27 protein-coding genes and 2 pseudogenes are annotated in these 25,852 nt (G+C 58.8%); 16 read left to right on the forward strand and 13 right to left on the reverse strand.

What is annotated here, in order from left to right:
* The first annotated feature begins 109 nt into the window (after positions 1–109).
* The gene (locus ACGYK9_RS06505) at positions 110–742 is read left to right on the forward strand and encodes a tyrosine-type recombinase/integrase (protein WP_394413231.1); all 633 of its coding nucleotides are present in this window, start codon (positions 110–112) and stop codon (positions 740–742) included.
* 149 nt (positions 743–891) lie between these two features.
* On the opposite strand, the gene ACGYK9_RS06510 is transcribed toward ACGYK9_RS06505, so the two are convergent.
* The 4 genes and pseudogenes from ACGYK9_RS06510 to ACGYK9_RS06525 all read right to left on the reverse strand — a co-directional run bounded on the left by ACGYK9_RS06510 (position 892) and on the right by ACGYK9_RS06525 (position 2,146).
* Positions 892–1,284 (reverse strand): glutathione binding-like protein, encoded by a 393-nt coding sequence (locus tag ACGYK9_RS06510; protein ID WP_346348374.1) that lies wholly within the window; start codon positions 1,282–1,284, stop codon positions 892–894.
* A 72-nt stretch (positions 1,285–1,356) separates the two neighbouring features.
* Positions 1,357–1,449, reverse strand: a pseudogene (locus ACGYK9_RS06515) (glutathione S-transferase); the annotation flags it as partial.
* Between the two features lie 15 nt (positions 1,450–1,464).
* Complete coding sequence (locus ACGYK9_RS06520) at positions 1,465–1,587, reverse strand: hypothetical protein (protein WP_276155015.1); 123 nt, start codon at positions 1,585–1,587, stop codon at positions 1,465–1,467.
* Complete coding sequence (locus ACGYK9_RS06525; RefSeq protein WP_276155016.1) at positions 1,574–2,146, reverse strand: NAD(P)H-dependent oxidoreductase; 573 nt, start codon at positions 2,144–2,146, stop codon at positions 1,574–1,576. Before ACGYK9_RS06525 ends, ACGYK9_RS06520 begins: the two co-directional genes overlap by 14 nt.
* Before the next feature lie 170 nt (positions 2,147–2,316).
* Between ACGYK9_RS06525 and ACGYK9_RS06530 the strand changes: the two genes are divergently transcribed.
* The 10 genes from ACGYK9_RS06530 (at position 2,317) to ACGYK9_RS06575 (ending at position 11,342) form a co-directional block, all read left to right on the forward strand.
* The gene (locus tag ACGYK9_RS06530; protein ID WP_276155017.1) at positions 2,317–2,700 is read left to right on the forward strand and encodes a helix-turn-helix domain-containing protein; all 384 of its coding nucleotides are present in this window, start codon (positions 2,317–2,319) and stop codon (positions 2,698–2,700) included.
* A gap of 237 nt (positions 2,701–2,937) precedes the next feature.
* A complete protein-coding gene (locus ACGYK9_RS06535; protein WP_276155018.1) occupies positions 2,938–3,645 on the forward strand; it encodes a hypothetical protein in 708 nt (235 codons plus the stop codon).
* A 181-nt stretch (positions 3,646–3,826) separates the two neighbouring features.
* Positions 3,827–4,330: a hypothetical protein gene (locus tag ACGYK9_RS06540; protein ID WP_067268112.1), complete on the forward strand. Its 504-nt coding sequence runs from the start codon at positions 3,827–3,829 to the stop codon at positions 4,328–4,330.
* A gap of 207 nt (positions 4,331–4,537) precedes the next feature.
* Complete coding sequence (locus tag ACGYK9_RS06545; protein ID WP_276155019.1) at positions 4,538–5,866, forward strand: NAD(P)/FAD-dependent oxidoreductase; 1,329 nt, start codon at positions 4,538–4,540, stop codon at positions 5,864–5,866.
* A gap of 39 nt (positions 5,867–5,905) precedes the next feature.
* The gene (locus tag ACGYK9_RS06550) at positions 5,906–6,289 is read left to right on the forward strand and encodes a RidA family protein (protein WP_276155020.1); all 384 of its coding nucleotides are present in this window, start codon (positions 5,906–5,908) and stop codon (positions 6,287–6,289) included.
* Between the two features lie 73 nt (positions 6,290–6,362).
* Positions 6,363–7,403 (forward strand): helix-turn-helix transcriptional regulator, encoded by a 1,041-nt coding sequence (locus ACGYK9_RS06555; RefSeq protein ID WP_394422449.1) that lies wholly within the window; start codon positions 6,363–6,365, stop codon positions 7,401–7,403.
* 128 nt (positions 7,404–7,531) lie between these two features.
* Positions 7,532–8,929 carry an aldehyde dehydrogenase family protein gene (locus tag ACGYK9_RS06560; RefSeq protein WP_394413245.1) on the forward strand — a complete coding sequence of 466 codons (1,398 nt, stop codon included), beginning with the start codon at positions 7,532–7,534 and terminating at the stop codon, positions 8,927–8,929.
* A gap of 18 nt (positions 8,930–8,947) precedes the next feature.
* On the forward strand, positions 8,948–10,282 hold the full coding sequence (locus tag ACGYK9_RS06565) for a UbiD family decarboxylase (RefSeq protein WP_276155023.1): 1,335 nt from the start codon (positions 8,948–8,950) through the stop codon (positions 10,280–10,282).
* The gene (locus tag ACGYK9_RS06570) at positions 10,279–10,863 is read left to right on the forward strand and encodes a UbiX family flavin prenyltransferase (RefSeq protein ID WP_276155024.1); all 585 of its coding nucleotides are present in this window, start codon (positions 10,279–10,281) and stop codon (positions 10,861–10,863) included. Before ACGYK9_RS06565 ends, ACGYK9_RS06570 begins: the two co-directional genes overlap by 4 nt.
* On the forward strand, positions 10,860–11,342 hold the full coding sequence (locus tag ACGYK9_RS06575; protein WP_276155025.1) for a TIGR02444 family protein: 483 nt from the start codon (positions 10,860–10,862) through the stop codon (positions 11,340–11,342). Before ACGYK9_RS06570 ends, ACGYK9_RS06575 begins: the two co-directional genes overlap by 4 nt.
* 41 nt (positions 11,343–11,383) lie before the next feature.
* On the opposite strand, the gene ACGYK9_RS06580 is transcribed toward ACGYK9_RS06575, so the two are convergent.
* The 4 genes and pseudogenes from ACGYK9_RS06580 to ACGYK9_RS06595 all read right to left on the reverse strand — a co-directional run bounded on the left by ACGYK9_RS06580 (position 11,384) and on the right by ACGYK9_RS06595 (position 14,001).
* Positions 11,384–12,562 (reverse strand): ABC transporter substrate-binding protein, encoded by a 1,179-nt coding sequence (locus ACGYK9_RS06580; RefSeq protein WP_276155026.1) that lies wholly within the window; start codon positions 12,560–12,562, stop codon positions 11,384–11,386.
* Between the two features lie 352 nt (positions 12,563–12,914).
* A complete protein-coding gene (locus ACGYK9_RS06585) occupies positions 12,915–13,097 on the reverse strand; it encodes a transposase (RefSeq protein ID WP_276155027.1) in 183 nt (60 codons plus the stop codon).
* Positions 13,098–13,117: 20 nt separating this feature from the next.
* A pseudogene (locus tag ACGYK9_RS06590) lies at positions 13,118–13,615 on the reverse strand (transposase); the annotation flags it as partial.
* A 209-nt stretch (positions 13,616–13,824) separates the two neighbouring features.
* Entirely contained in the window at positions 13,825–14,001 is a 177-nt protein-coding gene (locus ACGYK9_RS06595) for a ribbon-helix-helix protein, CopG family (protein WP_346348373.1), read from the reverse strand.
* Positions 14,002–14,110: 109 nt separating this feature from the next.
* On the opposite strand from ACGYK9_RS06595, the gene ACGYK9_RS06600 reads away from it, so the two are divergent.
* The 3 genes from ACGYK9_RS06600 to ACGYK9_RS06610 all read left to right on the forward strand — a co-directional run bounded on the left by ACGYK9_RS06600 (position 14,111) and on the right by ACGYK9_RS06610 (position 17,986).
* Positions 14,111–14,566, forward strand: coding sequence for a hypothetical protein (locus ACGYK9_RS06600; protein WP_276155028.1), 456 nt, complete (start codon positions 14,111–14,113; stop codon positions 14,564–14,566).
* A gap of 136 nt (positions 14,567–14,702) precedes the next feature.
* Entirely contained in the window at positions 14,703–15,659 is a 957-nt protein-coding gene (locus ACGYK9_RS06605) for a hypothetical protein (protein ID WP_276155029.1), read from the forward strand.
* A gap of 74 nt (positions 15,660–15,733) precedes the next feature.
* Positions 15,734–17,986: an AAA family ATPase gene (locus ACGYK9_RS06610; RefSeq protein ID WP_394413253.1), complete on the forward strand. Its 2,253-nt coding sequence runs from the start codon at positions 15,734–15,736 to the stop codon at positions 17,984–17,986.
* A gap of 364 nt (positions 17,987–18,350) precedes the next feature.
* Here ACGYK9_RS06610 and ACGYK9_RS06615 read toward each other — a convergent pair whose 3' ends face one another.
* From ACGYK9_RS06615 to ACGYK9_RS06630, 4 genes are read right to left on the reverse strand one after another with little or no spacing between them, the layout of a single operon-like run.
* The gene (locus ACGYK9_RS06615) at positions 18,351–19,103 is read right to left on the reverse strand and encodes an ABC transporter ATP-binding protein (RefSeq protein ID WP_394413256.1); all 753 of its coding nucleotides are present in this window, start codon (positions 19,101–19,103) and stop codon (positions 18,351–18,353) included.
* On the reverse strand, positions 19,100–20,044 hold the full coding sequence (locus tag ACGYK9_RS06620; protein ID WP_394413259.1) for an iron chelate uptake ABC transporter family permease subunit: 945 nt from the start codon (positions 20,042–20,044) through the stop codon (positions 19,100–19,102). The genes ACGYK9_RS06615 and ACGYK9_RS06620 overlap by 4 nt, the downstream gene beginning before the upstream one ends.
* Positions 20,034–20,981, reverse strand: a complete 948-nt coding sequence (locus ACGYK9_RS06625) for an ABC transporter permease (protein ID WP_394413262.1) — start codon at positions 20,979–20,981, stop codon at positions 20,034–20,036. Before ACGYK9_RS06625 ends, ACGYK9_RS06620 begins: the two co-directional genes overlap by 11 nt.
* A gap of 4 nt (positions 20,982–20,985) precedes the next feature.
* On the reverse strand, positions 20,986–21,876 hold the full coding sequence (locus tag ACGYK9_RS06630) for a siderophore ABC transporter substrate-binding protein (RefSeq protein WP_394413265.1): 891 nt from the start codon (positions 21,874–21,876) through the stop codon (positions 20,986–20,988).
* Positions 21,877–21,980: 104 nt separating this feature from the next.
* Between ACGYK9_RS06630 and ACGYK9_RS06635 the strand changes: the two genes are divergently transcribed.
* Positions 21,981–22,268: a DUF2218 domain-containing protein gene (locus ACGYK9_RS06635; protein ID WP_394413268.1), complete on the forward strand. Its 288-nt coding sequence runs from the start codon at positions 21,981–21,983 to the stop codon at positions 22,266–22,268.
* A gap of 84 nt (positions 22,269–22,352) precedes the next feature.
* On the opposite strand, the gene ACGYK9_RS06640 is transcribed toward ACGYK9_RS06635, so the two are convergent.
* Positions 22,353–24,332, reverse strand: coding sequence for a TonB-dependent receptor domain-containing protein (locus tag ACGYK9_RS06640; protein WP_394413270.1), 1,980 nt, complete (start codon positions 24,330–24,332; stop codon positions 22,353–22,355).
* 448 nt (positions 24,333–24,780) lie between these two features.
* Between ACGYK9_RS06640 and ACGYK9_RS06645 the strand changes: the two genes are divergently transcribed.
* Positions 24,781–25,842 carry an extracellular solute-binding protein gene (locus ACGYK9_RS06645; protein WP_394413273.1) on the forward strand — a complete coding sequence of 354 codons (1,062 nt, stop codon included), beginning with the start codon at positions 24,781–24,783 and terminating at the stop codon, positions 25,840–25,842.
* The last annotated feature ends 10 nt before the right edge of the window (positions 25,843–25,852 follow it).

Genomic DNA, 25,852 nt, shown 5'->3' on the forward strand with positions numbered 1-25,852 from the left:
AGTTTGGGCTCAAAGCCGACCTCGGATGCGGCGCAGCATCATATGGTATGATGTCTTGTCAACGTCGGGTTGTCGATGTGGGAGGGCGTGGTGGATCGGAGGATCCATCATGGAAACATCAAACTTACCGGCCATCCGCGCCTTACGCCCAGCCTTGAACAAAGGCCGGATCGTCGGCCAGAAAAGGCCGCTCAAGCCCAAACACGTCTGGGCGATCAGGGTGCGGCTGGAATTGGCCGAGAACCACCGTGATCTGGCCCTCTTCAATCTTGCCATCGACAGCAAGCTGCGCGGCTGCGATCTGGTGAAAATGAGGGTGGTCGATGTTATGGCATCCGGCCAAATCAAGGAACGCGCGTCGGTTCTTCAGAGCAAGACCCAGAAACCTGTGCGCTTCGAAATCTCCGAAGGCACCCGTGCATCGCTGGCAAGATGGATGCGGGAGCCGCTGATGGTCGGATCCGAATACCTCTGGCCTGGGCGTTTTCACGAACGGCTTCACATCTCTACCCGCCAGTACGCGCGCATTGTGCGTGACTGGGTGACATCCATTGGTCTGGAGGCAAGCGCCTATGGCACGCACTCGATGCGGCGAACGAAAGTCACGCAGATTTACAAGAAAACAGGCAACCTAAGGGCGGTCCAACTGTTGTTGGGTCACGCCAAGATGGACAGCACTGTCAGGTACCTCGGCGTCGAGCTTGAAGATGCGCTGGTGATCGCCGAAGCTATCGAAATCTAAACCGCTGGGCCGTCGCCACAGACGGCCCATTCCCGACCTTCAGAACACTGCTTCGCAGCACCATCAAGCGGACATTGATCCGAACCACTGCTCTTAGAAGGGAAATGACGCGCTGACTTGACCTCTCCGTGAGACAGCGCGTCAGCTGTTCAGCGGAACCGCGCTGCGTTCTCTGCGGCCGCAGCCTCCGAATCGCCCTGACCGAAAGCCGACGGTCGCGGCTGCGGCAGCGCCTCCTGGACCCGCGGCATGGCGTCAATGCGGTCGAACCACGCTTGCAGGTTCGGCAATCCGTCGACGCTCACCGTGGCCCAGAAGTAGCTGCGCGCCCAGGGGTAGGTCGCGATATCCGCGATGGACATCGCATCACCGACCAGCCAGTCGCGCCGGGCAAGCCGCGTATCCAGCACTTCCAGCAGGCGGCGGCTCTCGGTCACGTAGCGGTTAACGGCATAGGGCACCTCGTCGCCATTCGGCTTGGCGATCCGCTGGAAGAACATTGCCTGGCCCATCATCGGGCCGATCCCGCCCATCTGGAACATAAGCCATTGCAGCGTCTCCGAGCGCTCCTTGAGATCGTGGCTGAGGAAGCGGTCGTATTTCTCGGCGAGATAACACAGGATCGCGCCGCTCTCGAACACGGCGAAGTCATCCGCGCCGCGATCCACGATGGTCGGAATGCGCCCGTTCGGATTCAGGCGCAGATAATCCGGCGCCTTCTGCTACTTCTTGCCGAAATCTATCGGCACCAGCTCATAGTCGATCTGCGCTTCGTGCAGGAAGATCAAAGGCTTCCAGCCGTTCATTGTGTTGGCGGTGTAGAGGACAATGTCAGGCCGCGTCATTAGCAAACTCCCCGAAGGTCATTGCCAGATGGTCGTCGAACCGGGCAAGATCTGTGGTTACGTCGGGGTTCTTCATCACGTCGAAAGCCCCGAAAGTCGGCAGCGGCGCCATGCCGAAGAACTTGGCGTTCAGATGGACCGGGCGCAGGAGGTCGTCCAGGGACATGCCCTCGAAGAACGGCTCTGCCGGGTCGTCGAAGGCCTCAGCCGGGGCGTTCAGCGTTGCCGAGATCATGTAACGGGTTCCTGCCAGCTTGCCGCCCATGCCGTAATTCGCTTTCGGTGCGGCAGCGCTACGCCCGTCGCCGTTGCTGAGCTGCCCGCCCATGCCGACCGTGTAGACCTCATCCATGTATTTCTTGAACGACCACGGCACGCCCATCCAGTTCACCGGGAACTGCAGGACGACCACGTCCGCCCAGAGGTGGCTGTCCACCTCGGTCTGCACATCGTAACCGGCTGCCACCGTAGTCAGGCGGACCTCGTGTCCCTGCGCCGCAAATGTGGCCTTGGCGCGCTCTACCAGCGTTTCGTTGAGTTCACCGGGGGGCAAATTCATAGGGTTGCGCGCCGTTCAGAATGTAGATCTTGCTCATGTCGTCTGTTCCATCGTTGCTGCGCCCGCTTGACATAGGCGGGGTCCGGGATGAGATGAACGTGGTGGGCAGCAAAAACAACCAGTATACTTTTTGTAACCTAAGCCGGAATAGGTCAGCGGAGCGCAAAACGATGGATGCGAAGATCGAAATAGACGGTGCTGGCCGACGGAGCGCGGCAAATGCCTGCACTGAGCCCTGCGCGATCGAGCGTGGCATGCGGATCATCGGAGGGAAATGGACTGGCTCTATCCTTTGGCACGTCAAAGATGGGCCAGTGCGGTTCAACGGCCTCGCCCGGATGATCGGCGGCGCATCCAAGAAGATGATCACGGAACGCTTGCGGCAACTCGAAAACCAGGGGCTGGTTAGGCGCGAAGTCTGCGACACTGCTCCGATCACCGTGGTTTACGAAATCACCGACTTGGGGCGCACGGCCTTGGGTTTCCTGGACGAACTGCGCAAGTGGAGCGAGGGCCTGCAGAAGAGTTTGACCACCGAAAGTGATGGCCTGTAGATGGCATGATGACCGGCCTAGAGCTGCCGCTGATCGAACCAGCCCGATGCTGCGGTGCGGCCTGTCGAAGCGGCCATTCGTTGGACATGCAAAACTGGACCCGCCCTCGAAAGCTCTCAACGGAGAATATTTATCTGATCTTGTACAGCTGTCCATGTGAGTTGGTGGCCCACAGGCCTGTAATGCGATAATGACTTGGTGGTGAATCGTGGACAAAGAGGGAATAGGTTACTCCAAGTGCAAGACCGCTATGCCGGAGATGTTGGAGACTTTGTAAAGCTCGGGCTGCTGAGATCCCTATCCCCGGGTCGGAAATTGGGCGTGGTGTGGTACCGGTACCCAAACGAGAGCCACAATGGGGATGGGCGGCACATCACCTATCTCGATCAACCACAACACTACGAACACTTGGACCCGGTCCTGTTCAGCCATCTTCGTAACATTACGAGGGACGCGCGCTCGATCAGCTCGCTACTGCCGATGCTGGAGGGTGTGATTTCTTCTGAAGAGAGCGTAGACAGCAGTATGATAGCACCTCGTGAACGCCGCAGCTGGCGCACCGCTTGGTTCAAGCGTGTGAGGGAAAGACTATCTACATGCGATCTCGTATTCGCAGACCCGGATAATGGTATCATCGATGACGCCGATTGGCGAAAGGGGCGGGCGAAGTTCGGAAAGCAGATGCCCCTCGCCGAAGTGCAGGAGGTGGCCAAAGGTCGATGCGCCGTAATCTACCATCACAATACCCGGCGGCGAGGCGGCCATGACGCTGAGGTCGATTATTGGCTGGGCGAAGTCGGGATGCCAGGCTTGGCAGTGCGGGCGACCGCTTACAGTCCAAGGACATTCTTTGTGCTGAACCCCAGCGAAGAGATCGAGGCCCGGATTGATGAGTTCTGCCAGAAATGGGCTGACTTGAAAGTAAATCTGCACAGAGCCGGATAGCCTTGCTATGCCTGATCTTGAACGGCCCGAAGCCGACCTTCAGACAAGGTCTGGGTGCTGCAACGCGGCCAGCCAAAGCGGTCATTCAAAGCCTGCCACCTTTCCGTAAGCCATGCCCATGTCTTGCGGTTGGCCGTGGGCTGAAGGAATGTGCCGAGTAGAACACCCGGGGAGTTTTCGTATGCCTTCCGCAACTATGCTTCTGGGCGCAGCCGGTGAGCACTACGTCATGTGTCAGTTTCTGCGGCGCGGCTTGATTGCCGCACTGGCTCCAGTCGGGGTCCCAAACGCGGACCTCATTGTCACCGATGACATTGGAGAGAAGCTATGTGCAATTCAGGTCAAGACGCGCGTTGACAAAGGCAGCGATGGCGGCTGGCACATGGGCAAGAAGCATGAAGACATTGTGTCTGAAAACCTGCTTTATGCCTTCCTCGACTTCGGGAGCTCGCTGGTCGACCCACCAAATTGTTTCATCGTGCCGAGTGCGGAGGTCGCCGCCGCCGTGAAGGAGTCTCACGCTCTTTGGCTCGCGACACCTGGAAAGCGCGGGCAACAGCGCAACGATAGCAATATGAGACGCTTTTTGCCTGACTACAGCAAGATGGGACTAGAGATTGGCCGCCCCCTTGGTTGGCTCAATCCTTATCGAGAGGCATGGCATCTGGCGGAGGCGCATAGCTAGCGACATGCCAACCGCCCGAAGCCAATTTCGCAACTGGGGTGCGATCGCCTAGGCCGGCCCGAAGCTGTCGTTAACAGGGCTGTTTCGTGCCGCAGTGCAGCACGAAACAGCCTGCATCCATGCAAAGAACTTCTTTCAGCGAATAGAAGCGGACTGATTTGTGAAAACCGTAGCGTTGGCAGCCGACTTTTTCTTGGCCATCATGACATGGTTCTGAATTCAGCGGATGATCTTGAAATGCCGGACAAATGTGTTGTCATCGTAGGTGCAGGTGTCGCCGGCCTAAGCGCCGCGCGGGATCTTTCCAAACGCGGCTATCGCGTTTGTGTCCTTGAGGAAACAGACCATGTTGGTGGGCGTGTCGGGACACAGCAGGTGGGCGATCTGGCGTTCAACAGGGGCGCACGCCTTTTGTATTCATGTAGCAAACCGTTTTCTGCCTTGCTCGAAGAGTTGGGGCTTGCGGATAATCTGTCCCACGCGCGGCAATTGACCGCCAAGACCATCGGACGGGATGCATGCTGGGACGTCCATCTTATGCCCGGGCCAGCAAGCCTGTTTACACCGGGCCTCACATTCAAGGAACGATACCGGCTGGTGAGGCATGCCGTTCAGCTCTGGAAACTGCGCCGCCGAGCGGATCCTGACGATGCTACCAGCGTGCGCGAGGCGGACGATATTGCGCTGTCAGATTATATTCTTCAAACCCTCGGAGAAAATGCGCTGTCGCGACTGGTGGACCCGATATTCATCGGTGCGCGAAACTGGCTGCCGGACGACGTATCGGCCGCATTTTACCTCAGCACGATTCCGAATCTTTTTGGAACATCTGTGATGTCGTTGAAGCCTGATATGCAGGCCCTGCCGGATGCCATTGCCTCCGGCCTTGATATACAGACAAACGCGAGGGTCACGCGTATCACCCCCGGAAACCCCTGCGAGATCCAGATTCAAAGAGGGGGCGAAACCGAAACCCTTACCGCAGCCTATGTCATCTGTGCGCTGCCAGGCGATCTGGTTCCCGCGGTCATGCCGTCCCTTGCAGATGAGGACAGCCGGTTTTTCTCTCAGGTCCGGTATAGCTCTTACGGGGCGGTCCACTACCTTTTGGACTGCAAAAAGGAAGAATCCATGCAGTTCTATTCAAGGGACGCGGCACGGGGCGTCTCCCTGTTTCAGGCATCCCCCGCAGGCGAAAAGACCCAACTGTATGCGCAGCTTTCGCCCGACGCCGTTGCCCGCGCGCGCAACGAGGGGCGGACAGGTCAGTTGGATCAGATGATTGCAGAGCGCATGGCCGCGATCTGCCCGGAACTGGAAACGCATTGCATTGAACGTCACAACCAATGGATTGAACGGATGCTGCCGATGTTCCAACCGGGGTATTGCACCGCTCTGCGTGCCTTCCGGGAGCGCCGCAACAGCGCGCCACAGCGCGTCTATTTCTGTGGCGACTACCTCTATCAGGCCCTGCTTAACGGGGCCGTCGCCAGCGGACATGCCGCCTCAGGCAATCTTGTGCGCGACTGGACTTGACAGGCCGCCACACCCTTAGCCCCGAAAGGACAAGACCCTATGGAAAACCGTATCTTCTCAGGAGCGCCCGCAGAAGACTTTGCCGGGTTTGCCCGCGCAGTAATTGACGTGGACCGCATCTATGTTTCCGGCACCTTGGGTGACGATCCCGATACTGGTGATCTGCCTGATGATGTGGCGGAGCAGGCACGCAATGCCCTCAGTGCGATTGACGACACGCTGGTGCAGGCGGGTGCCAGTATTCGAAATGTGGTCCAGGCCCGCGTTTATCTGACCGATGGCGCCGATCTGGGCGCGGTGGCATCCGTTCTGGGAGAAGTGTTTCGTGACATCCGGCCCACGAACACGCTGATTGTCTGCCAGATCCCGCGTCCCGGTGCAAAGGTGGAAATCGAAGTGACCGCATCTATAGCCAAAGGCTGACAGCGGGCTTAATACTTATGGGATGATCCCACCGAGCGAATACCCTTCCGTTCCAGATACCAAGCCTTCGGGCTTGTTTCGGGATATCCTCGGCGATGGCAGTAACTCACTGCTTCAGGTGTTCAGGACCGTTGAACAGGAGGGCAGTGGTTGGCCAACGCTGACCAACCGTTTGATGGACAGCCATTGCACAAACGTAGGCATTGAGGATCAAGATAGCAGGTTTCGCTGGCATTTCATGCGATTGGGGTGGGAGCTTTTATTCGTGACGACACGCGCAAATGTACGTGAACCCCGCATCGAGACGGTCAAAGGCGAAGGTTTCGTTGAATTTCACTATATGCTTGAAGGGCCGGTTGCAGTTGGTATGATTGGGCAGCAAGATCCGGAAAGCAGTTTCCAAAGTGGTGATCTGTTTTGCTGTCGTCAGACCGAAGACGTTGACTATACCGTCTGGAGCGGACCCGGCGAACACCTCAAGATGTCGCTTTATGTCACACCGGCGTTCCTGACTGAATATACAGACTTCCCGTTCAGCCGCGCGGCGGGTCAGGCGCTGACGTCGCCGCCTGCCGGAATCTCCACGATGATCGAGACAACGCTTTCTGCGGACAGTCTCATGACCTTGCGGCGCATGATCAACTTCCAGGTAACGAACCAGCGCGATATGGTGACGCTGACCGGGCTTGTCCTGCAACTGGTAGGAGAATCCGTGGACTGCATAGATGCGGCGACAGAAAAGGAAAATCCGGTGCAGGATTTGTCGACCGCGGACGTTCGCATGATGGCCGAACTCCGGTCCCGGCTGCACGAGGACCTTGGTGAACATCTGACGCTGACCAGGTTGGCCAAGGAATTCGGCACCAACACGACCAAGCTGAAAAGCGGTTTTCGGCTTGTGAACGGGACGACCATTCACAAATACCGAACCGACATCCGCATGGAACACGCGCTCGCGCTGTTGCAACGGCGCGACGAACCAGTTGGGGCAATCGGACGTGCCGTGGGCTATGAACGTCAGGCCAGCTTTTCGTCGGCGTTCAAATCCTACTTCGGCGTCCCGCCAAAATCTGCACATCAAATACTCCGAAGAGACGGTGGGTTTCCGAAATGAAAAGACAAACGTCCTAATGCAATAGTCAACGCCTTCGCCAGCTGGGGCGGAGATCTGCTATGTTGTGCGTAATCGTCGGCCAGAGATTATCGGCCGTGTTCACGTTCAATGACAATGAGGTGCCCGACATGCGCAAGAAAATAGAAGTTACCAATCCCCGCACTGGCGAGGTCGACTACGACGTTCAGCCGCAAAGCCGGGAGGAGCTGGAAACTATTGCAGCCAAAATGCGCAAAGCCCAAGAGAACTGGGTACAGCTTTCTCTGGCCGCGCGGTGCGATGCAATGCTTGCGCTTTGTGACGCCGTTGAAAAGCACCGCGATGAGATCATTGGCAAACTGACGGACGACACCGGACGCTATGATATGTCGGTTGCCGAGTTGGAAGGGTTGAAGGGCATCACGCAGATGCGCTGTGCGACGGCGGCGGATTCAATGGCGCAAATCACCGGGCAATCCGGGTCCGATGCCAGCCTGAGGTTCCAGCAGCAATATGTGCCGCATGTGCTGGTGGGGATCATCTCACCGTGGAATTATCCGCTGATCCTGTGCATGATTGACGCCATTACCGCGTTGCTTGCCGGTTCTGCCGTGATGATCAAGCCAAGCGAGGTCACGCCGCGTTTCATCCCCACCTTCCGTACCGCCATAGCCGAAGTGGACGCCCTGCGCGATGTGCTTGTTCTTGTGGAAGGTGGTGCCGAGGTCGGGGGTGACGTGATTGATCTGACCGACACACTGGTATTTACCGGCAGTGTGCCCACGGGCCAGATTGTGCAAAAGCGTGCCGCGGATCAGTTCAAAACTGCCTTCCTTGAGTTGGGGGGCAACGATGCGGCAATCGTTCTTGTGAACGCCGATGTGGACAACGCCGCCGAGATCATCGTGCGCGGTGCGGTAGAAAACAGCGGACAACTGTGTTGTGCGATTGAACGGGTTTACGTTGATGCTGACCTTGCAGACCGACTGACCGAGGCCGTCGTGGAAGAAATGCAAAAGCAGAAAATGAACACCGATGCGGCGGATTCCGGTCCGCTTGGCCCGGTCATTTTCCACAAACAGGCCGCAATCCTTCAGGATCAATTGGATGATGCGGTTGCCAAGGGGGCCAAAATCCTGACCGGCGGCAAGATCATCAATTCCAATGGCGGATTGTGGTGCGAACCGACTGTTTTGATCGACGTCGATCACACGATGAAAATCATGCAGGACGAAACCTTTGGTCCGATTGTGCCAATCATGCGGTTCAATGACACGTCCGAGGCCGTGCGCCTTGCCAATGAGACCATTTATGGCCTCAGCGCCACCGTGATCGGTGACGAAGACGAGGCCATTCGCGTGGGCGAACAGCTAAACGCCGGAGGCATCTGGATCAACGATTTCGACACCATGGGCGGTGTTTCGCAGGCCGAGAAAACAGCATTCGGCGCATCGGGGCTTGGTGGCAGCCGTTATGGTCCCGGCGGGTTCATGCGGTTCATGCGCAAGAAGGCGCTTGTCATTCGCTCACAAAAGACCGCTGCCTGAACCGGGGGGAGGATCGATATGCAACATCTACTCAAGAACCTTGAAGAACACGGTGATCTGAAGCACGTGGAACGGCAGGTTAATCCCGAATTCGAACTGGCCGCCGTAACCAAGGCACTTCAGGATAGCAGCAACGAAGTGGTGATGTTCCATGATGTTGCCGGCTCTGACATCCCTGTCGTGTCGAACATCTATGGCAGCCATGAAAGGTTGCTGCGGATGGTCGGTGCGGCGCCGGGCCAATCCTTCTGCGCAAGGTGGATCGAACTGACCGAAGCCTGCCTGGGTGCCAAGGACGAGACAGTCTATGTGCCAGCCAAGGCGGATGTCGATGGCGAATTCATCACTTGCAAGCTGAGCGATCTGCCTGCGCTGACGTGGCACGGCAGGGACGGTGGCGCTTATTTTACCTCGGCCGTTTATCTGGCAAACGATCCGGACACCGGCGTCCCGAACCTGTCATTTCACCGCTCCCAGCAGATCAGCGATGACGAACTGCGGGTGCGTCTGGGCGGGCCGCATGACCTGACCCAGTACCAGAAGCGGGCCGAGGCAAAGGGCGAGCCATTGGAGGCCGCGCTGCTGCTATCCTGCCCGCCGGAGCTGTTTCTGGGTGCCTGTGCCTCGCTGCCCATCGACGCCAGCGAATTGGCAATGGCCGCACAGATCCGGGGCGAAAAAATCGCCATGCGCAAGTGCAAAACAATCGGCCTTGAGGTGCCTGCAAGCGTGGACATCGTCGTCGAGGGCCGGTTCTTGCCCAACGAACGCCGCCCCGAAGGCCCGTTCGGCGAATTCATGGGGTTCTATGTTGAAGTTGGTGATAACCACGTCTTTGAAGTCACCCATGTTGAGCGCCGCCGTGATGCCGTGCTGCACGGACTGCTTTGCGGATCGAACGAAGATCTGCGCCCGCTGGAAGCGGTGATTGCGGCCAAGGTCTATGGCCATGTGTCTCGCATGGTGCCGGGGGTGCTGGACGTCAGCTGCAAGCCGAATGTGATGATCTCGATCATCAAGATCGACAAGCAGTATGAAGGTCACGGCAAACACGCGATCCTTGCAGCACTTGGCTCGCATCTGGATTACAACAAAGTCGTGATCGCGGTGGATTCCGATGTCGACATCTATAATCTGGATGATGTGATGTGGGCCTATATGACACGCGGACGCGCCGACACCCGCGCACAGGTTCTGCATGACTTCCCCGGCTTTTACCGTGACGAGAAGAAAGACCACTGGGGCCGCCTGACTATCGATGCGACAATGCCTTGGGGCCGCGAAGCGGAATTTGCCCGCAAATCCGTACCGGGGGTGGCCGCTATCGATCTCACGCAATATCTGAAACCATGAGCGGAAAACGTATTATTGTCGGATTTTCCGGGGCCAGTGGCGCGATCTATGGCATCCGTGCGCTGGAGATGCTGCGCGCGGCGGGGGTGGAAAGCCATGTGGTTGCCAGCCGTTCAGCGGAACTGACTCTGCGTGATGAACTGGACATCGGGATCCGCGATTTGGAACCGCTGTGCGATCAGTTGCACGCCATCGGCAATGTCGGCGCCACCATCGCCAGCGGCTCGTTTCCGGCAGACGGTATGATGATCACGCCTTGTTCGGTGCGGACGCTGTCGGAAATCGTGACCGGCGTCACGTCGACCTTGCTGACCCGTGCGGCGGATGTCACGCTCAAGGAACGTCGCCCGTTGCTGTTGATGGTGCGCGAAACGCCGCTGCATCTGGGACATCTGCGCAGCATGACGGCGGCCGCCGAGATGGGCGCGATTATCGCGCCGCCAGTGCCCGCGTTCTATGCGAAGCCCGATACGTTGGACGACATGGTGTCCTTCACCGTGGGACGGACGCTGGACCAGTTCGGCATCCGCGCGCCGATCCAACGTTGGGCGGGCTTGGGCAAATCCGCACCGCCGGCATGAGCTTCTTTGACGATCCGGCACTGGACAATCCGTTCTGGCAGTTCTCGCTAGACCGCTACTCCCGGCCCAGCGTGGCAACAGCTTGTCTGGACTTGCAAGACCGCACCGGCATCGATGTCAATCTATTGCTTTTTGCCTTCTGGCTTGGGCATGAGAGAGGCCGCATCACCAAAAGCCTTGTGGCGTTGGATGCTGTCGTCGATTGGCATGAAACAGTGGTGAAACCCCTGCGCCGCGCGCGGATCGCGCGACGCCCCCCGCCTGGAAATCCCGAAGACCCGGTCAGACAAGCGATCAAAGAGCTGGAGGTGCAAACCGAACAGATCGAACAGGCGATACTTTTTCGTATGGCACGGGATCTGGCGACTGAAGCGGGTGTGAACACTCACGCCGATATGATCCAAAATGCGCAACGTCTGATGCCCGTACTGGCAATGGAAGGCGATGCGCTGAACCGATTGGCTGCACTTTGCCTTTAGACTGAAAACCCCGGCAGGCCGGGGTTTTCACACTGTCGCTTTTAGCGAAATTTCACCGTCTCGGCCTTGCCGTCGATGATCTCGATCTCGCGGAAGTTCCCGGCGCTTTCGCCGGAGCCGATCAGTTCGACCGCCGAGCCGCCTTCATAATCAATCTCGCCGCCTTCGCTCAGGATCTTCAGCGCCTTGTCCAATTCCCCGGGATAGATTTTTTCGCCCGGTGCGTTTGCCACATCAAAGAAGTGCGATTTATACTCGGATGCATCCGTAGACCCAGCCGCCTGCATCGCCAGAATCATCAACGCCGCCGCGTCATAGGTTTCGGGCGTATAGGCGGATGTGCCGTCAAATTCATTACCGACCATTTCCACAAGCATGTTGACGCCCGGGCTGTCTGTACCCGAAAACTGGCCGGTGGATCCATCGATACCAGTACCGAATTGTTCTTCCAGCGCGTCACCGATCATGGCGTCCGCGAAATGAAAGCGGTTGAAGGCACCGCTGTCCAGCGCTTGCTGGGTGATCGCCGCGCCACCCCGGTCGATATAGCCCACGACAACCAATACTTCGCCCCCCGCAGAAGCCAGCGCACCGACCTCTCCCGAATAGTCTGATTTTCCATCCTCATGCGATGCGGTTATTGTAACTTCGCCGCCTGCATCTTCGAAAGCGGTCTTGAAAGCATCCGACAGACCCTTGCCATAGTCATTGTTGGTAAAGGTCACCGCGACAGATTTCACACCCCGATCCGTGAGGATTTCCGACATGATCTCTCCTTGCCGCGTATCAGCAGGCGATGTGCGAAAGAACAATCCGTCATCCTCTACCGTCGACAGGGCCGGTGACGTGGAAGCGGGTGACACCATAGCGATGCCGTTGGGACGTGCCACACCTTGCAAGATCGCCGTAGTAACGCCGGAACAGGCCGCACCGACAATGCCCTTAACGCGATCTGATGTGACCAGGCGTTCCGCAGCTGCGGTTGCCGCGCTTGCGTCGATGCAAGTGCTGTCACCCCGGACCGGAGTAAGCGTGCTACCGTTTAGAAAAAGCTCTGTTTCGCTTGCCTCTTTCATGGCCATTTCTGCCGCTGCGGCCATTTGCGGCGTCATTGACTCTACCGGCCCGGTAAAGCCCAACATCACGCCGATCTTGACTTCTTCGGCAAGAGCGGGCATCGCGAGCGCGGCGATGACGACTGCGGGTGCAACATATTTCATGTAAGTGTCCTCCAACTGTCTCTTATAAGGCATCGGTTAAGATGGCGATCAGGGCTAATGTATCGAGCCCGATAAGGAAGACTAAAGTCACCAGTTAATTTCGTAAGCCCTCTGGCTTCTTTGAACGGTCGTCAAATTTGCGAATAAGGGCCTAACATCTTGGATCAGAGTTACCTTGGGATCGATAATTCCAGAGCCATCACCTCGGCATTTCTAATGGAGGCTTCTTCCCCGTTTTTTGGCAAATTGTGCGCGCCGCGGCGAAAGTCCGGTTTCCGCCGATTCTGTGGAAAAACAGCGTGTTGCTTTCGCAGAAAGCTGCGCTTTGAAGAGCGCGCGAGCGCCTTTCCTATCAGGCTTTGCGCGTTTGCTGCGGTGCAGGAAAAATCTTAGCCAGTTTGCGGAGGTTTTGGGCGGTGGCGGCGAGGAGGAATTCGTCATTTGCACCGCATGGGCCGCGTAATCGCAGTCGTCCCAGCCCGAGAATGCGTTTGAGGTGGGCAAAGAGCATTTCGACCTTTTTCCTGAGCTTCATCGCAATCTGATATTCGTTGCGTCCCAGTCTTCCTTCGGCGTGGAGTTCTGCTTGTTCGCATCGGCTTCGATCAGGCTGGCGTCAATCGCCATTCGCTGGCCGCTGACCAGACCTTCGGCGATGCAGCGCGCGACAGTCGTCTCAAACAGGTGGCGCAGCAGTTCGCTGTCGCGAAAACGCCCATGCCGGTTCTTGGAAAACGTCGAGTGATCCGGGACCCGGTCGCTCAGATCGAGGCGGCAGAACCAGCGATACGCGAGGTTCAGATGCACCTCTTCGCAGAGCCGTCGCTCAGAACGAATGCCGAAGCAATAGCCGACCAGCAACATCCGGATCAGCAGCTCGGGATCGACCGACGGGCGGCCGGTATGGCTGTAGAAATCCGCAAGGTGGGCGCGGATGCTGCTCAGGTCGACGAACCGATCAATGGATCGAAGCAGGTGATCTTGGGGAACATGATCCTCCAGCGAGAACTCGTAGAACAACGCCGGTTGCGCCTCCTGTCGTGGTCCCATCATCGCCAATACTCCCCCCGAATAAAGGGATTGAATCAGCAGTTCAGGCCGCGATCAAGGAAGAGTTTTTCAACAAAATACGCCCTTGGTTGAGGTCGAGCGGCTTGGCCAAACCTCTCTTTTCGCTACTCTCAAATAGAGTTTCTTGGCACTTCGAAAAGGTGGGTTTTTTTAAGTAATGAACGGATAGCGCTTAGGATGAAGAACGGGTTCTATTGATCCCACCTTCGCCGCGCAGCCCATTGTTCCACAATCCGCCTAATTAACTCAGGCCTGCTCGGCAGATCCACTTCTACCCTACGTGCCTCATCTATGGCTTCGATAAGTTCCGTCGGCATTCTAACCATTACCGGCTGAGTGTCTACTTTCGGGCGTCCGCGTGATTTCATGATATTGCCTATTGACAGGAGTGATTTCTTGATATCACATAGAAGCACGTAAGCGGAGAAGCTGCAACTCCTCCGCTCACGCTAACCATTAGATCACAAGGAGATCATCATGGCTAACGTACACACTACCACGGCACCGAAAGGGGCTGAACCCTTCGATGACCTGACTACCCCTGACCGTCCGGAATTCCGGAATACCCTGGATCTTCTCTTTAAGGCGCTGCGGGCTGACTGGGAGTATTTCGCGGTACCTTCTGACGCTTCGAACCGCATGCAGCTTGGTAATGCCGCTGCATCGGCATGGGCAACCTGCGTTCAGTCGCTCCACACCATCCAGGATATGCGAGAGGCTCATCCCGATCTGAAAGCAGCCGCGGCACGGATGCTTGCGACCATTCCGGAACAGACCCCGAAAGCGACTTCCGTCAACCTCCATGCGGCAAACATTCTGTCGATGGCGAAGAAGCATAAGAAGGCGGACCCCGGGCTGACCGACCTGCTGGAGGAAGCGTTTTGCCTCCTAAAGGCCTACAGCGCCAACTTGATCGTCATGAGCCTACGCTGATCCGAAGCGAAATCTGTTGCCGCATCAATCATTTTGCTGCGTCTCGCGCGGGAAAACTGCGGCAGCTTCCTTTCTGACAGCCCACTGAGCGAACGCACCGCCCTTCGGTGCGTGTCGGATCCGATTGGAGAATTGAATGCCTATCACCAATACCACCTACGCCTTTCCGATTGACGGTGAGTTTCGACGGATTCACCATGGGCCCATTCATGCCCATTGGCAGGAAGCCGCGCTCGCTAAAGGTTTTATCATCGTCGGTCGGGCTGTCAGCCGACTGCACCTCGTTCTCGGATGCAAGACTTGCGGATCGACAACTTTGAAGCGTTACAACGTCGTTTGCGATTGCAGTACAGACTGCCCGAACTGTACCCGCATGGATCGGGAAAATACCGCCATGGACTATGGTGCCCGTCTCCTTGGCCCCGATCCGGAAGGAAATCGAAAATACGGCTGGTACAGATTACCTTGCGGCCACACAGTTCGTCGCCAGCATGGACGCGTTGAGAAGGCCGCAGCTGGCGGACACGAGCTGCGTTGCGGTGTTTGCATGCAAGCACGGCATGCGGCAGAGGCAGAAGCGCAAGACTGGCAGTTGATCGGCAAAGCGGAGCGCAAGCATCCTAGCTACCGTCGCTACGAACACGCATGCGGCCACCAGCAAGATGTGACACTTGCCAACATGCGACACGGCGACGTTGACTGCGCGGGCTGTGGTGAGAGCTGGACATCCAAGCCAAGCAAAATCTACCTGCTTCGATTGCACCTTCCGGAATTTTCGGTGGTCAAACTGGGGTATAGCAGCAATCCGGAATTCCGGACGCGGCAGGTTCAGTACGACCCATTGGTCACGCGCGGTACCGTCATTCGCGATGTTCCCGTGCCGACGGGGCACCAGGCTATGCGCTTCGAAAAAGCCCTGCACTCCTTCATCTCAGGATCTTGGCCTGATCTGGTCGTGCCATCTGAAAATTTCGAACCGTACCTTCGCACTATCAGTGAAATCTATGACCAAAGTGCGGAGGCCTTTATCTCCGACCTTTTCGACGCCGTCGTTGCAGGTTGGGATCCAAGCTCAGACAAGCCTCCATTCTGACCGCCAGCTGATACCTTAGCAAAGCCGCGCTCTGCGCGGTGCCCTCCCTCCCATCGCTTCTGGAACCTTCCCTCATGGTACAATCATCATTGAACCCGCGCGCCAGCGCGCTCTCTCCGCATGTTCTCTCGATCATGCGCCCTCTCTTGCGTCGCATTGCACTTTGGCATCGCGACCGTGTCGCAGAGACCCGCGTCATCAGCGGCTCACCAGCTGATTTTGACGAGGGGACCTGCGACCTCGCCGTTGGTACTGGCGTACCGCCCAGTTTTGACGCGATGCTCAAACCGCTCCAGTCGCGCTTCGACGCTCTCTATTCTGCGGAACCAGCGGCCTGCGGAATGACCGACAGTGAAATCTCAGAAGCCATTGCGGAGGGCTTTGATCCGTGGGCCGAAGAACTCGACACTCATCACGCCAGCCCTTTGCCCCAGCCCCCCATGGCCTCATTACTTTATGCAGCGCGCTTCGCGGCCTTGCTCGAAAGCGACAAAGATATCGAGGTCTTTACGAAGTCGCGGTCCTTCACCCAGCTTGCCGTCGCATCATTTCAAGATCTCAAAGCCGTGCGGCGCGAGATCGAACGGATCTTGGAGTGGCTGTCGGACTTGGATCATCATTTAGATAGTCGGTGGCGCGGCTTCGAAATCGTTGTTCAACAGGAGGCGCTGACGGGCTCGAGAAGCGAGACCATAAAGCGAGAAGAGCATTTTGAGAATGGCATTGCTTCTGCGGTGCGCAAGAGCATGAAAGTCATCGTTCTCACACAGGGCTCTGCCTCTCTTCCACCCGCCGGACGCGCAATGTGTCAAAGCGACCTTCAGCTCCCGCCGCTATCAGCCGAAATCTGGATTGAGGTCCTCCGGGTCACGCACTCAACGACTGGCGAGGTTGCCACTGAAAACCTCCACGCGCTGCTTCCAGATACCGCTTCTCTTGCCGCTTTGCCGCTCGCAGTCATCGAGGGTGCGTTTCGCGAACCGACGACCCTCACTGTCGCAAAAGCTCTCGCAGACGCAGCGGCCCGCATCCGGAAACCTACCGGAAGAACCCTTGAAGATGTCGTGCTGAACAACGCCGCACGCGCCCCAATCAGTCGATTGGTCGCAGACGTCGGAGCGTGGCGCTCCGGAAACCTGCCGTGGTCGGAGGTATCCGCGTCAATCCTCCTTTTTGGCCCCCCGGGCAACGGCAAGACGCTGCTTGCCTCGGCACTGGCAGGGTCGCTTGAGGTGCCTCTGATCTCAACAAGCTACTCCGATTGCCAGCGTCATGGCCATCAGGGCGACATGCTTCGCGCACTTTCGGAGAAAGTGGACGAGGCAATCCGGAATGCACCCTCTGTCTTCTTCCTTGATGAGTTGGATTCCTTCACGCGCCGTGATGCGCCCGGGCGCCGAAGCGACTACATCGTCGGCGTGGTCAACGGGCTGCTCGAACATCTGTCAGTGCTCAACGACACGCCCGGTGTGGTAGTGATGGGGGCCACAAACTATCGAGAGATGATTGATTCAGCAATCACGCGCCCTGGCCGCTTCGACATGCATTTAGAGATCGGCCATCCCGAGCGCACCGCGATCACCCGCATTCTCGCGAATGCTAGCGGAATGGACGCAAACCAGTTTGACCTTGCGCCGCTCGCGGATCAGTTGATGGGGGCGTCTGGAGCTCAGATTGCGGCGACGGTCCGCCTAGCGCGCGGATTAGCTCGGTCAGAGGCTGTAGAATTGCAGGATCGGCACCTGCAGGAGGCTGCATCGGAGATCGCACCGCCTCTTAATCCGGATGTGCTTTGGCGAACCGCAGTCCACGAGGCTGGACATATCGTTGTTGCCCATCACCTTGACATGCCGCCAGCAAGAAAAGCCGAGTTGACGAACGTTGGTGGATACGTGGATTTCCCTAAGCGCCCCGTGGAATGTCAAACAACTGTCTGGCAGCGAATTGCGACGCTGATGGCTGGGCGTGCTGCCGAACAAGTCATCTTGGGAAGCCCATCCCACGGGGCTGGCCTCGGTCCCACATCAGATCTGGCGGAAGCAACTCGCCTCGCCGGGCAGGCCTTCTTCGAATGGGGCCTTGGTAATCAACTCGCTCACATTCCGATTGATGTCACCCTGCGGTATGGGACGCCCCAAGTCGCAACCGCGAAGGTAGACGACGCACTGCGAACTGCAGATCAGATCGCCCGAAAGATTATTGAGACCCACCGGGATGATGTTCTCAGAATCGCTGAAACGATGGTCGAAGAGCGCGAGTTATCAGTTGCCCGTATTTCAGAGCTTCTGGGCGGCGGCGAAGGAAAACCGCCGAAATTCGGTTGTTGACCGGTGCGCGTCAACGTGGCTGTAAACCTTCCGTACAGCTACGGACGTAGCTACGCACCCCGGCTTTCGGGCGATTTATCCACGGCTTGAAAAATTTCACAAATGGTTGCACAGTCGGTTGCACATATATAAGAATGAGTATGCTTCGATGGTTTGAAAAGTGAGTAATAGCAATAGCTTGAATGACCCGCTCTGAAATTAGCTCCGATCCCTACCGCCGGAGCCAATCTCTCCTAGAGATCAATTAGATAAAGCCGCCTCAGTAGGCGGCTTTTCTCGTTCTCAGGAGGGGATGGAACGCTCTTCTCCTGTAGCGCAAAAATGGGATGCGACCTTAGCCAATTGCCCCATACACCCCCCCCCCTCAAACAGCCACCACAACCGTATCCCCAATACGATGCACCCGGGCCGAAGTCCCGTAAACCTCCGAAAGCATCGCATCCGTCACGACCTCTCGCGCTGCACCGTGATGCGTGATCCGTCCGTCCTTCATCGCCACGATTTGATCGGCATAGGCGGCGGCGTAATTGATATCGTGCAGCACGATCACGATGGTCCGGCCATGGGAGCGGGCGAGGTCTTGTAATGTGTGCATCAGGCCGCGCGAGGCCGCGATGTCGAGGTTGTTAAGCGGCTCGTCGAGCAGGATATAATCGGTCTCCTGCGCGAAGGTCATGGCCACCTGCGCGCGCTGGCGTTGACCGCCTGACAGCGTGTCGAGGCGGCGCTCGGCGAGGGGGGCAAGGTTGAAGGTCGCCAGTGCCGCCTCTACCTTTTCGCGGTCCTCTGCGGTCGGGCGGCCCTTGTGGTAGGGGTAGCGGCCAAAGCTCACCAACTCGCGGACCGTCAGCAGGGGGGCCGCATCGCTGGTTTGGGGCAGGATGGCCAAGCGTCGGGCCAATGCGTCGTTCGCGCAGGCGCCGATTTGCAGGTCATCGACCATGATCTGCCCGTGCTGAAGCGGGATCAGCCGGGCGATCAGCGACAGAAGCGTCGATTTCCCCGCGCCGTTGGGGCCGATCAGCGCCGTGATCCCGCCGCTCTGCAAGGTAAGATCGATCTCGCGCAGGGTCGGCTTGCCGTCCCGATCGTGGTTCAGGTCACGGATGGTGATCATCTGGGTTTCCTCCGCAGCAGCAGGATTAGAAAGATAAGGCCGCCAAGCACATCGACGATGACGACAAGCGGGGTCGAAGAGCGCAGGGCGCGCTCCAGCACCATCTGCCCGCCGACCAGCGTGATGGCCGATACCAGTCCCGCCGAGGGTAGCATGACGCTATGAAACATCACCGGGGTGATCTGTCGCGCCACGCTGACCACCAAGAGGCCGAGAAAGGCCATCGGCCCCACCAGCGCGGTCGAGACCGAGACAAGGATCGACACGAGGACCAGCACTTGGAACATGCCGCGCTTCGGGTCTTCGCCGAGGTTGACGGCGCTTTCATCGCCCAGCGACAGCACGTCGAGCCGGTGGCGCATCCGCCAAGCGGCGATCAGCGCGCCGCCGGTCAAGAGGGCGGTGAGGGTGAGAAGCGGGGTATCGACCCGGCCAAAACGGGCAAAGGCGTTGGCCTGCACGACCATGAATTCATTGGGGTCGATGACCCGTTGCAGAAAGCTTGAGACCGACCGGAACAGCCCGGCAAAGATGATGCCCGTCAGGATCATGCGAAAAAGATCATGCCCGCCGCGGCGCAAGAGCGTGCCGAAAAGCGCCAGTGCGGCCCCCATCAGCAGGAGGCTGTTCACCAGAAACTGCGCGATTTCGGGCAGTTGGGTAAAAGTCTGGCCGCCGAGCACGAAGATCAGCACCGTCAGCGTCAGCAGATAGAGCGCATCGAACCCCATGACCGAAGGGGTCAGAATGTGATTGCGGGTGATGGTCTGGAACAGCACCGTGGCGGTCGAGACCGAGACGGCGACCAGCAGCAGGGCGATCAGTTTATTGGCGCGAAACGATAGGACAAAGCCCCAGTTCCCCCGCGCGCCGAGCCCGAGATAGAGCGCGATGCAAAGGCCCAGCAGCGCCAGAAGCCACCAAAGACGCTTAGGATACATGGCGTTTCGGCCCATGCAGCAACCACAGGAACAGCAGGGCGCCCACCACGCCGAATACCGTGCCCACGGGGATCTCATAAGGATAGCGGATCAGCCGCCCGAGAATGTCGCACAGCAGCACGAGGCCCGCGCCGGTCATCGCGGTGAGCGGCAGGCTCCGCCGTAGGTTGTCGCCTGCCAGCCGGGCCACGATATTGGGCACGACCAGCCCGACAAAGGGGATCAGACCCACTGTCACTACGGTTAGGGCGGTGACGATGGAAATGGCCAGCAGCCCGAGCACCATCGTCTGCCCGTAGTTCAGGCCAAGGTTGATGCTGGCCGTGCGGCCCATGCCGATGATCGCGAATTGATCGGCGGCGAGATAGGTCAGCGCCGCCACCAGCGCCACCAGCCAAAGCAGTTCATACCGGCCCTGCAACACGCCGGAGAACTCACCGTTCATCCAGATCTCGACATATTGCAGCAGGTCCGCCTGATAGGCGATGAAGGTGACCGCCGCCCCAAGGATGCCGCCGTAGATCAGCCCCACCAGCGCCACCAGCAGGGGCTGGGTCGGGGGCAGGCGTTGCACGATGGCCAGAAACCCCGCGCCCGCCGCAAGGGCGGTGAGGGAGGCGAGGACCATCTTGACGAAGATGGAGGCCCCCGGCGCGAAGAGGGTGACCAAAAGGATGCCAAGCGCCGCGCCTTGGCCCGTGCCCGCGGTCATCGGTTCGACGAAACGGTTGCGCACCAGCATCTGCATGATGGCCCCGCTCACCGCCAAGGCCCCGCCCGAGATCACCACGGCGATGGTGCGCGGCGCGCGGCTGACCACCAGCAGTTCCAAGGCCGCCGGATCAGACCAGAGCGCCGCCCAAGACAGGTCGATCACCCCGACGAAAAGCGAGGCGACCGACAGGATCACGAGGAGACAGGCAAGGGCAAGCGCCACGGGTTTACTGCTCCGTCAGAGCGGCGTTGATCTCATCCAGCGTGCGAGTCATCGACTGGATGCCGCCGCCTGCGATGTAGATGGGCGCGGCGCTTAGATGCACGACTTGGCCGGTTTCCCATGCGGTCGTCTCATGCACCAATGCGTTGTCGAGCGTGGCCCGCGCGCCTTCGCTTTCCTGACCGATGGCCGCCATCCGGTCGATCACCAGCAGGATGTCGGGGTTGGCCTCGCGGATGAACTCAAAGCTGATCGCCTCACCGTGGTTGGCCATCTCGACATCCTGCACCGCTTCGGGCAGGCCAAGCGCCTCATGCAGCCAGCCAAAGCGCCCGCCGGCCCCATAGGCGCTGATCTTGGGGCCATTGGTCATCACGATCAGTGCGCGGCCTTTGCCCGCCAGCGCGTCTTTCGTCTGGGCGAGTTTGTCCTCGAAGGCCGCCGTCAGGGCTGCGGCCTCTTCCTCTTTGTCGAAAACCTTGCCGTAGGCCTCCAGCCGGGCCAGCCCTTCGCCGATGGTGTCTTGCCAAATGGTCATGTCCAAGGTGGGCGCGATCCGCGCCAGCTCCGGTACCTGTTCGGTGCTGCGCCCCCCGGCGATGATCAGGTCGGGGTTCAGGGCGAAAAGCGCTTCGTAATCCGGCTCGAAAAGAGAGCCGATGACCTCGGTCCCTTCTGCCGCCTCTTCAAGATAGGACAGATAGACCGGGCGCACCAAACCCTGCGGCGCAACGCCAAGCGCGGTGAGGCTGTCGAAGGCCGCCAGATCGTAAACCGCGACTGTCGCGGGGGTAAGCGGCGCTTCGGCAGGGCCGCGAGCGGTGTCGACGGTCACGGTCTCGGCCAGCGTGGGTGTGGCGAGAAGCAGGGCCAGAAGGGCAAGGGGTTTGATCATAGCGGTAACTCTTTCATCAGGGAGGAGGGGAAACCGGGCCGGTGTTTACCATTCCAAAGGTCCGGCTTAGGACTAAGGCAGAAAATGCATCCGGAGAGAGCGCCATGCCGACGACCACAGGATTTTACCAGACCGAGAACGGCTCGAAATACTTGCAGCAGCTGTGCAAACATTTCGGCCATAAGATCGAGACATCTTACGACAGTGAGAAGGGCTGGGCCGCTTTCGAGATGGGCACGGCCTATATGACGGCGGACAGCAAAGGCCTCACCGTCACGGCGACGCTCGACGATCCCGAGATGGTGCCTGCGCTGCATAATGTCATCGACCGGCATCTTGAAACTTTCGCCTTCCGGGAAGCAGAGAAGAACATGGTTTGGACGGTCGAATAGGCCGCCCCTTCACAGAAAATCCCGGCGCCGCAATGGGCGCCGGGTAAAAGGCCGAACCGGGGCTCGACCAAGCTTTGCCTTTGATCAGAAGACGATCTCGGCGCTGAGGCGGATAGAGCGGCCCGGCTCGGTCAGCGGCTCCACTTCGCCCACGAACTCTTGGCCATAGGTGGCGCGGCTGCTGTATTGCTCATCAAAGAGGTTGTTCACCTCGGCGCGCAGGGTCAGGTTGTCCATCCGCTTGGGCGTGTATTCGGCAAAGACATTGGCGATCGTGTAGCCGTCCAACTCCGGCCCGCTGCCGCCTGTGGCGGCGTCATAGGTATCGTCAAAGTCGAAGGCCACCTGCACATCGCCACCCAAGAGAACGCCGTTGTTCAAACGATGCGCCACTTGGAAGGTCAGGAAATCGCCCATCGGCATGGTCAGATAGTTGCCGTAGTAGGAATCGGCAGACCGGCCATTGATCTCGGTGTCGATACGGGCAAAGCCAGCGCGGAAGAAACCATCTTCCCATGCGGTGCCAAGACCCAGTTCAAAGCCGCGCGATTGCACATCCGCCGTGAAGGCCGGGCCAGCGCGATAGCTGGCAGCGCGGGCATTGTCGATGTTGGTGGCGAACAGCTTGCCGTCGACGACCCATGCGCCCATGGTGTAATTCGCGGCGAGGTAGAGGTTGTCGGCAGTGACTTCCTCGATGCCGGAGCTATAGTCCCACGCGGGGTTGAGGATATAGTTCTCGGCCAGTTCCAGACCGCCCCAGACGTGGGAATAGCCCGCGCTGATCGTCAGGTCGTCCGAGACGTCATATTCGCCCGAGATATTACCCGAGAGGCCCGATTCAGACTGCGAGGAACCATCGGTGCCCTCGAAATCCTGAAAATCGGCCCGCGCCCCGAAGGACAGACGCGCGTTGCTTGTGGGCTCCATCCGCGCTTGGGCGAACAGACCGATGTTGCTGAGTTTCTCTGTCGCCGCCTCACGCGCGCCGGAGGACAGGGCGAGATAGTCCAGATCGGCTTCGTCGGAGTAGAAGTCGAGACCTGCGTTCAACTCACCCCAGCTCAGCGCGAAACGGTTGGAGAACTCGCCGCTCAGGCTCACCGTCTCACCGCTGGTGATCGAATTGGTCGAAAGCTCGGACTCGTCGTTGACCAGTTTGGTCCCGCTATAGGCCAGCCGCGCGGTGGGGTTCCACATCGCCGTCGGCGTGGTGTCGCTGTAGCTCAGGACGATATTGGTGCGTTCCAGATCATAGGGGCGGTCTGCGGGAAGCGGGCGGCCCCCGACGATGGCACCGAGGTTTGCCCGGTAGGGCCGGATTTCATCGTCGACCACCCGTTCGTAAGACAGCTCGACCCGGTCGCCGCTTTGCGCCTCATAGGCCAGTTTGCCCAGCCCGCTGAGCAGGTCGGTGCCCGAGCCGATGATCTCGTCCCCATTGCCATCTTCGCGCAGCCCGCCATCGGCGACCTTTGCAAAGCCGAGGTATTCAAACCCGCCCTCGCGGCCATAGACCGACAGGCTGTTCGAGAAGATGTCGCCGTTGCTGTCGTATTCCAGCTTGTAGCGCCCGCCAAAGGTCTCACCCGGGGCCAGCAGGTCGCTCGCGTCTTTGGTCTCATAGGCCAGCGCGCCGCCCAAGGCGCCGGGGCCGGCATCGGCCGGAGCCACGCCGGGGTCGACGCGGGCGGCTTTCAGCAGCGCGGGATCGATCAGCGTGGTGGTGTTGTGGTGGAACACCTTGTTGTTCTGCCGCGCGCCGTCGATAGAAATGGCGAGGTTGTTCTCCTCGATCCCGTTCACATAGACCTTTTGCGACATCGGGATCGAACTGCCGACCGCAATGGTGGGCTCGGCCACGAAAAGCTCGGACAGATCGGCGGGATTGCTCAGCGCCAGCCCTTCGCTGGAAATTGAGATGTCATCGTCTTCCATCCCCGGAACGGCTGGCATCTCAAGGACGATGGTGCCCAAGAATGCTTCGTCGTTATTGCTCTGCGCATGGCCTGCGGCGGGAATCATCCCCGCGGCGAGGCAAGCAAATGCATGTGTCGGCTTCATTAAAGTTCCCTTTACTCAAAATGCCCGGAACCAGAAAATGACCCCTCAGACGGCTTTGCGGCGATTCCTTATAGAAACCGTCAGGAATCTCAAGGGGCTTGGTTTGAGCGTGGGATGACCTGTGTCTTTTGGGTAAATTTGAGGGAGTGCAGGACGCGGGCGGGGCCGCGTATTCCCCATAGAAAGTGGGGAAGAGCGGGCGGCTATGACTGCGAAGGGGGCTTGCCCCCGCAGGCCCAAAAAGCACAGGCGGCTTCGTCAGCCACCCGACCCATGGCCGCAGCCGCCCAAAGCAACCCTGCCAAAACAAACGGCATTTTCTGCCTCTGTCACAAATCTTTTGCATTCTCAGGCCACAAGGAGCCGCGATGCGCCGAAGTATAAATTGACCAACTGGTCTAACGCGCGCATTCTGCCGACAATGAGTACACTAGAAAGAGGATTTCCCATGACAAAAACCATTCTGCTGGCCGGCACCATGCTGGCGGGGCTCGGCTCCGTGGCCCAAGCCGACACGCTGCGCCTTTTGACATGGGGCGGCTACGCACCTGAGGACGTGGTCGCGAAATTCGAAGAAGAGACGGGCCATACGGTCGAAGTCACAAAATCCAACAACGAAGAGATGATCGCCAAGCTGCGCGCCACAGGCGGCGGTGGTTTCGATCTCGCCCAGCCGTCGCAAGACCGCATCATGGGGCCGCAGATGGAATTCGGCATCTACAAGCCGATCGACGTCTCCAAGCTGAACAAAGAGCTTTTCATCCCCTCCATGCTCGACGCGACCATGGCCAACACCACCGTGAACGGCGATGTCTATGGCGTGCCGCACGTCTGGGGCACCTCCGGTCTGGTGATGAACACCGCCGAAGCGGGCGACACGGTCAAGGATTATACCGACCTCTGCGCGCCCGAAGTGGCGGGCAAAGTGTCCTACCGCCTGAAGCGTCCGACGCTCATCGGTTTCGCCTTCGCCATGGGTGAAGACCCCTTTGCCGCCTACGATGACGAGGCGAAATATGCTGAGATCATGGGCAAGGTCGAAGAGAAGCTGATCGAATGCAAAGAGAACGTCAAAACCTACTGGGGCGGCGGCGATGAGTTGATGAACCTGCTGCGCTCGGGCGAAGTGACCGCGTCGATGGCATGGGATACCGGCGGCTGGAAGCTGAACGACGACAACGCCGACATCACCTTCGTGGCCCCGGCCTCGGGTGCGCTGGGCTGGATCGACACCTTCGTTCTGCCCGCCAAAGGGCAGGCCGACGATGTGGCCTATGAGTGGATCAACTTCGTCATGCAGCCCGAAGTCGCGGCGATGATTACCGCAGCGGCGGGCAACTTCACGGCCTCCGCAGGCGCGGATGAGTTTGCCGAAGACAGCCTGAAAGCCAAGTATCAGAACAGCTTCCCGCAAGAAGCCGTCGACAATATCAAATGGTATCCGCCGGTGCCCGCCGGTCTGGAAACCATCGAAGGCGAAGTGCTGGACCGCGTCCAAGCTGCCAACTGATAACTGACCC

Source organism: Sulfitobacter sp. 1A15258 (genome assembly GCF_043557045.1).
Lineage (GTDB): Bacteria > Pseudomonadota > Alphaproteobacteria > Rhodobacterales > Rhodobacteraceae > Sulfitobacter > Sulfitobacter faviae.

What these genes read in the sequence shown, in the direction of transcription:
- ACGYK9_RS06605 (WP_276155029.1), top strand. Translation starts at nt 14,703, where the DNA reads ATGCCTATCACCAATACCACCTACGCCTTTCCGATTGACGGTGAGTTT.
- ACGYK9_RS06620 (WP_394413259.1), bottom strand. Translation starts at nt 20,044, where the DNA reads ATGTATCCTAAGCGTCTTTGGTGGCTTCTGGCGCTGCTGGGCCTTTGC.
- ACGYK9_RS06505 (WP_394413231.1), top strand. Translation starts at nt 110, where the DNA reads ATGGAAACATCAAACTTACCGGCCATCCGCGCCTTACGCCCAGCCTTG.
- ACGYK9_RS06585 (WP_276155027.1), bottom strand. Translation starts at nt 13,097, where the DNA reads ATGAAGCTCAGGAAAAAGGTCGAAATGCTCTTTGCCCACCTCAAACGC.
- ACGYK9_RS06640 (WP_394413270.1), bottom strand. Translation starts at nt 24,332, where the DNA reads ATGAAGCCGACACATGCATTTGCTTGCCTCGCCGCGGGGATGATTCCC.
- ACGYK9_RS06520 (WP_276155015.1), bottom strand. Translation starts at nt 1,587, where the DNA reads ATGACGCGGCCTGACATTGTCCTCTACACCGCCAACACAATGAACGGC.
- ACGYK9_RS06580 (WP_276155026.1), bottom strand. Translation starts at nt 12,562, where the DNA reads ATGAAATATGTTGCACCCGCAGTCGTCATCGCCGCGCTCGCGATGCCC.
- ACGYK9_RS06595 (WP_346348373.1), bottom strand. Translation starts at nt 14,001, where the DNA reads ATGAAATCACGCGGACGCCCGAAAGTAGACACTCAGCCGGTAATGGTT.
- ACGYK9_RS06600 (WP_276155028.1), top strand. Translation starts at nt 14,111, where the DNA reads ATGGCTAACGTACACACTACCACGGCACCGAAAGGGGCTGAACCCTTC.
- ACGYK9_RS06510 (WP_346348374.1), bottom strand. Translation starts at nt 1,284, where the DNA reads ATGTTCCAGATGGGCGGGATCGGCCCGATGATGGGCCAGGCAATGTTC.
- ACGYK9_RS06550 (WP_276155020.1), top strand. Translation starts at nt 5,906, where the DNA reads ATGGAAAACCGTATCTTCTCAGGAGCGCCCGCAGAAGACTTTGCCGGG.
- ACGYK9_RS06570 (WP_276155024.1), top strand. Translation starts at nt 10,279, where the DNA reads ATGAGCGGAAAACGTATTATTGTCGGATTTTCCGGGGCCAGTGGCGCG.
- ACGYK9_RS06610 (WP_394413253.1), top strand. Translation starts at nt 15,734, where the DNA reads ATGGTACAATCATCATTGAACCCGCGCGCCAGCGCGCTCTCTCCGCAT.
- ACGYK9_RS06635 (WP_394413268.1), top strand. Translation starts at nt 21,981, where the DNA reads ATGCCGACGACCACAGGATTTTACCAGACCGAGAACGGCTCGAAATAC.
- ACGYK9_RS06565 (WP_276155023.1), top strand. Translation starts at nt 8,948, where the DNA reads ATGCAACATCTACTCAAGAACCTTGAAGAACACGGTGATCTGAAGCAC.
- ACGYK9_RS06575 (WP_276155025.1), top strand. Translation starts at nt 10,860, where the DNA reads ATGAGCTTCTTTGACGATCCGGCACTGGACAATCCGTTCTGGCAGTTC.
- ACGYK9_RS06630 (WP_394413265.1), bottom strand. Translation starts at nt 21,876, where the DNA reads ATGATCAAACCCCTTGCCCTTCTGGCCCTGCTTCTCGCCACACCCACG.
- ACGYK9_RS06540 (WP_067268112.1), top strand. Translation starts at nt 3,827, where the DNA reads ATGCCTTCCGCAACTATGCTTCTGGGCGCAGCCGGTGAGCACTACGTC.
- ACGYK9_RS06525 (WP_276155016.1), bottom strand. Translation starts at nt 2,146, where the DNA reads ATGAATTTGCCCCCCGGTGAACTCAACGAAACGCTGGTAGAGCGCGCC.
- ACGYK9_RS06615 (WP_394413256.1), bottom strand. Translation starts at nt 19,103, where the DNA reads ATGATCACCATCCGTGACCTGAACCACGATCGGGACGGCAAGCCGACC.
- ACGYK9_RS06560 (WP_394413245.1), top strand. Translation starts at nt 7,532, where the DNA reads ATGCGCAAGAAAATAGAAGTTACCAATCCCCGCACTGGCGAGGTCGAC.
- ACGYK9_RS06530 (WP_276155017.1), top strand. Translation starts at nt 2,317, where the DNA reads ATGGATGCGAAGATCGAAATAGACGGTGCTGGCCGACGGAGCGCGGCA.
- ACGYK9_RS06645 (WP_394413273.1), top strand. Translation starts at nt 24,781, where the DNA reads ATGACAAAAACCATTCTGCTGGCCGGCACCATGCTGGCGGGGCTCGGC.
- ACGYK9_RS06545 (WP_276155019.1), top strand. Translation starts at nt 4,538, where the DNA reads ATGGTTCTGAATTCAGCGGATGATCTTGAAATGCCGGACAAATGTGTT.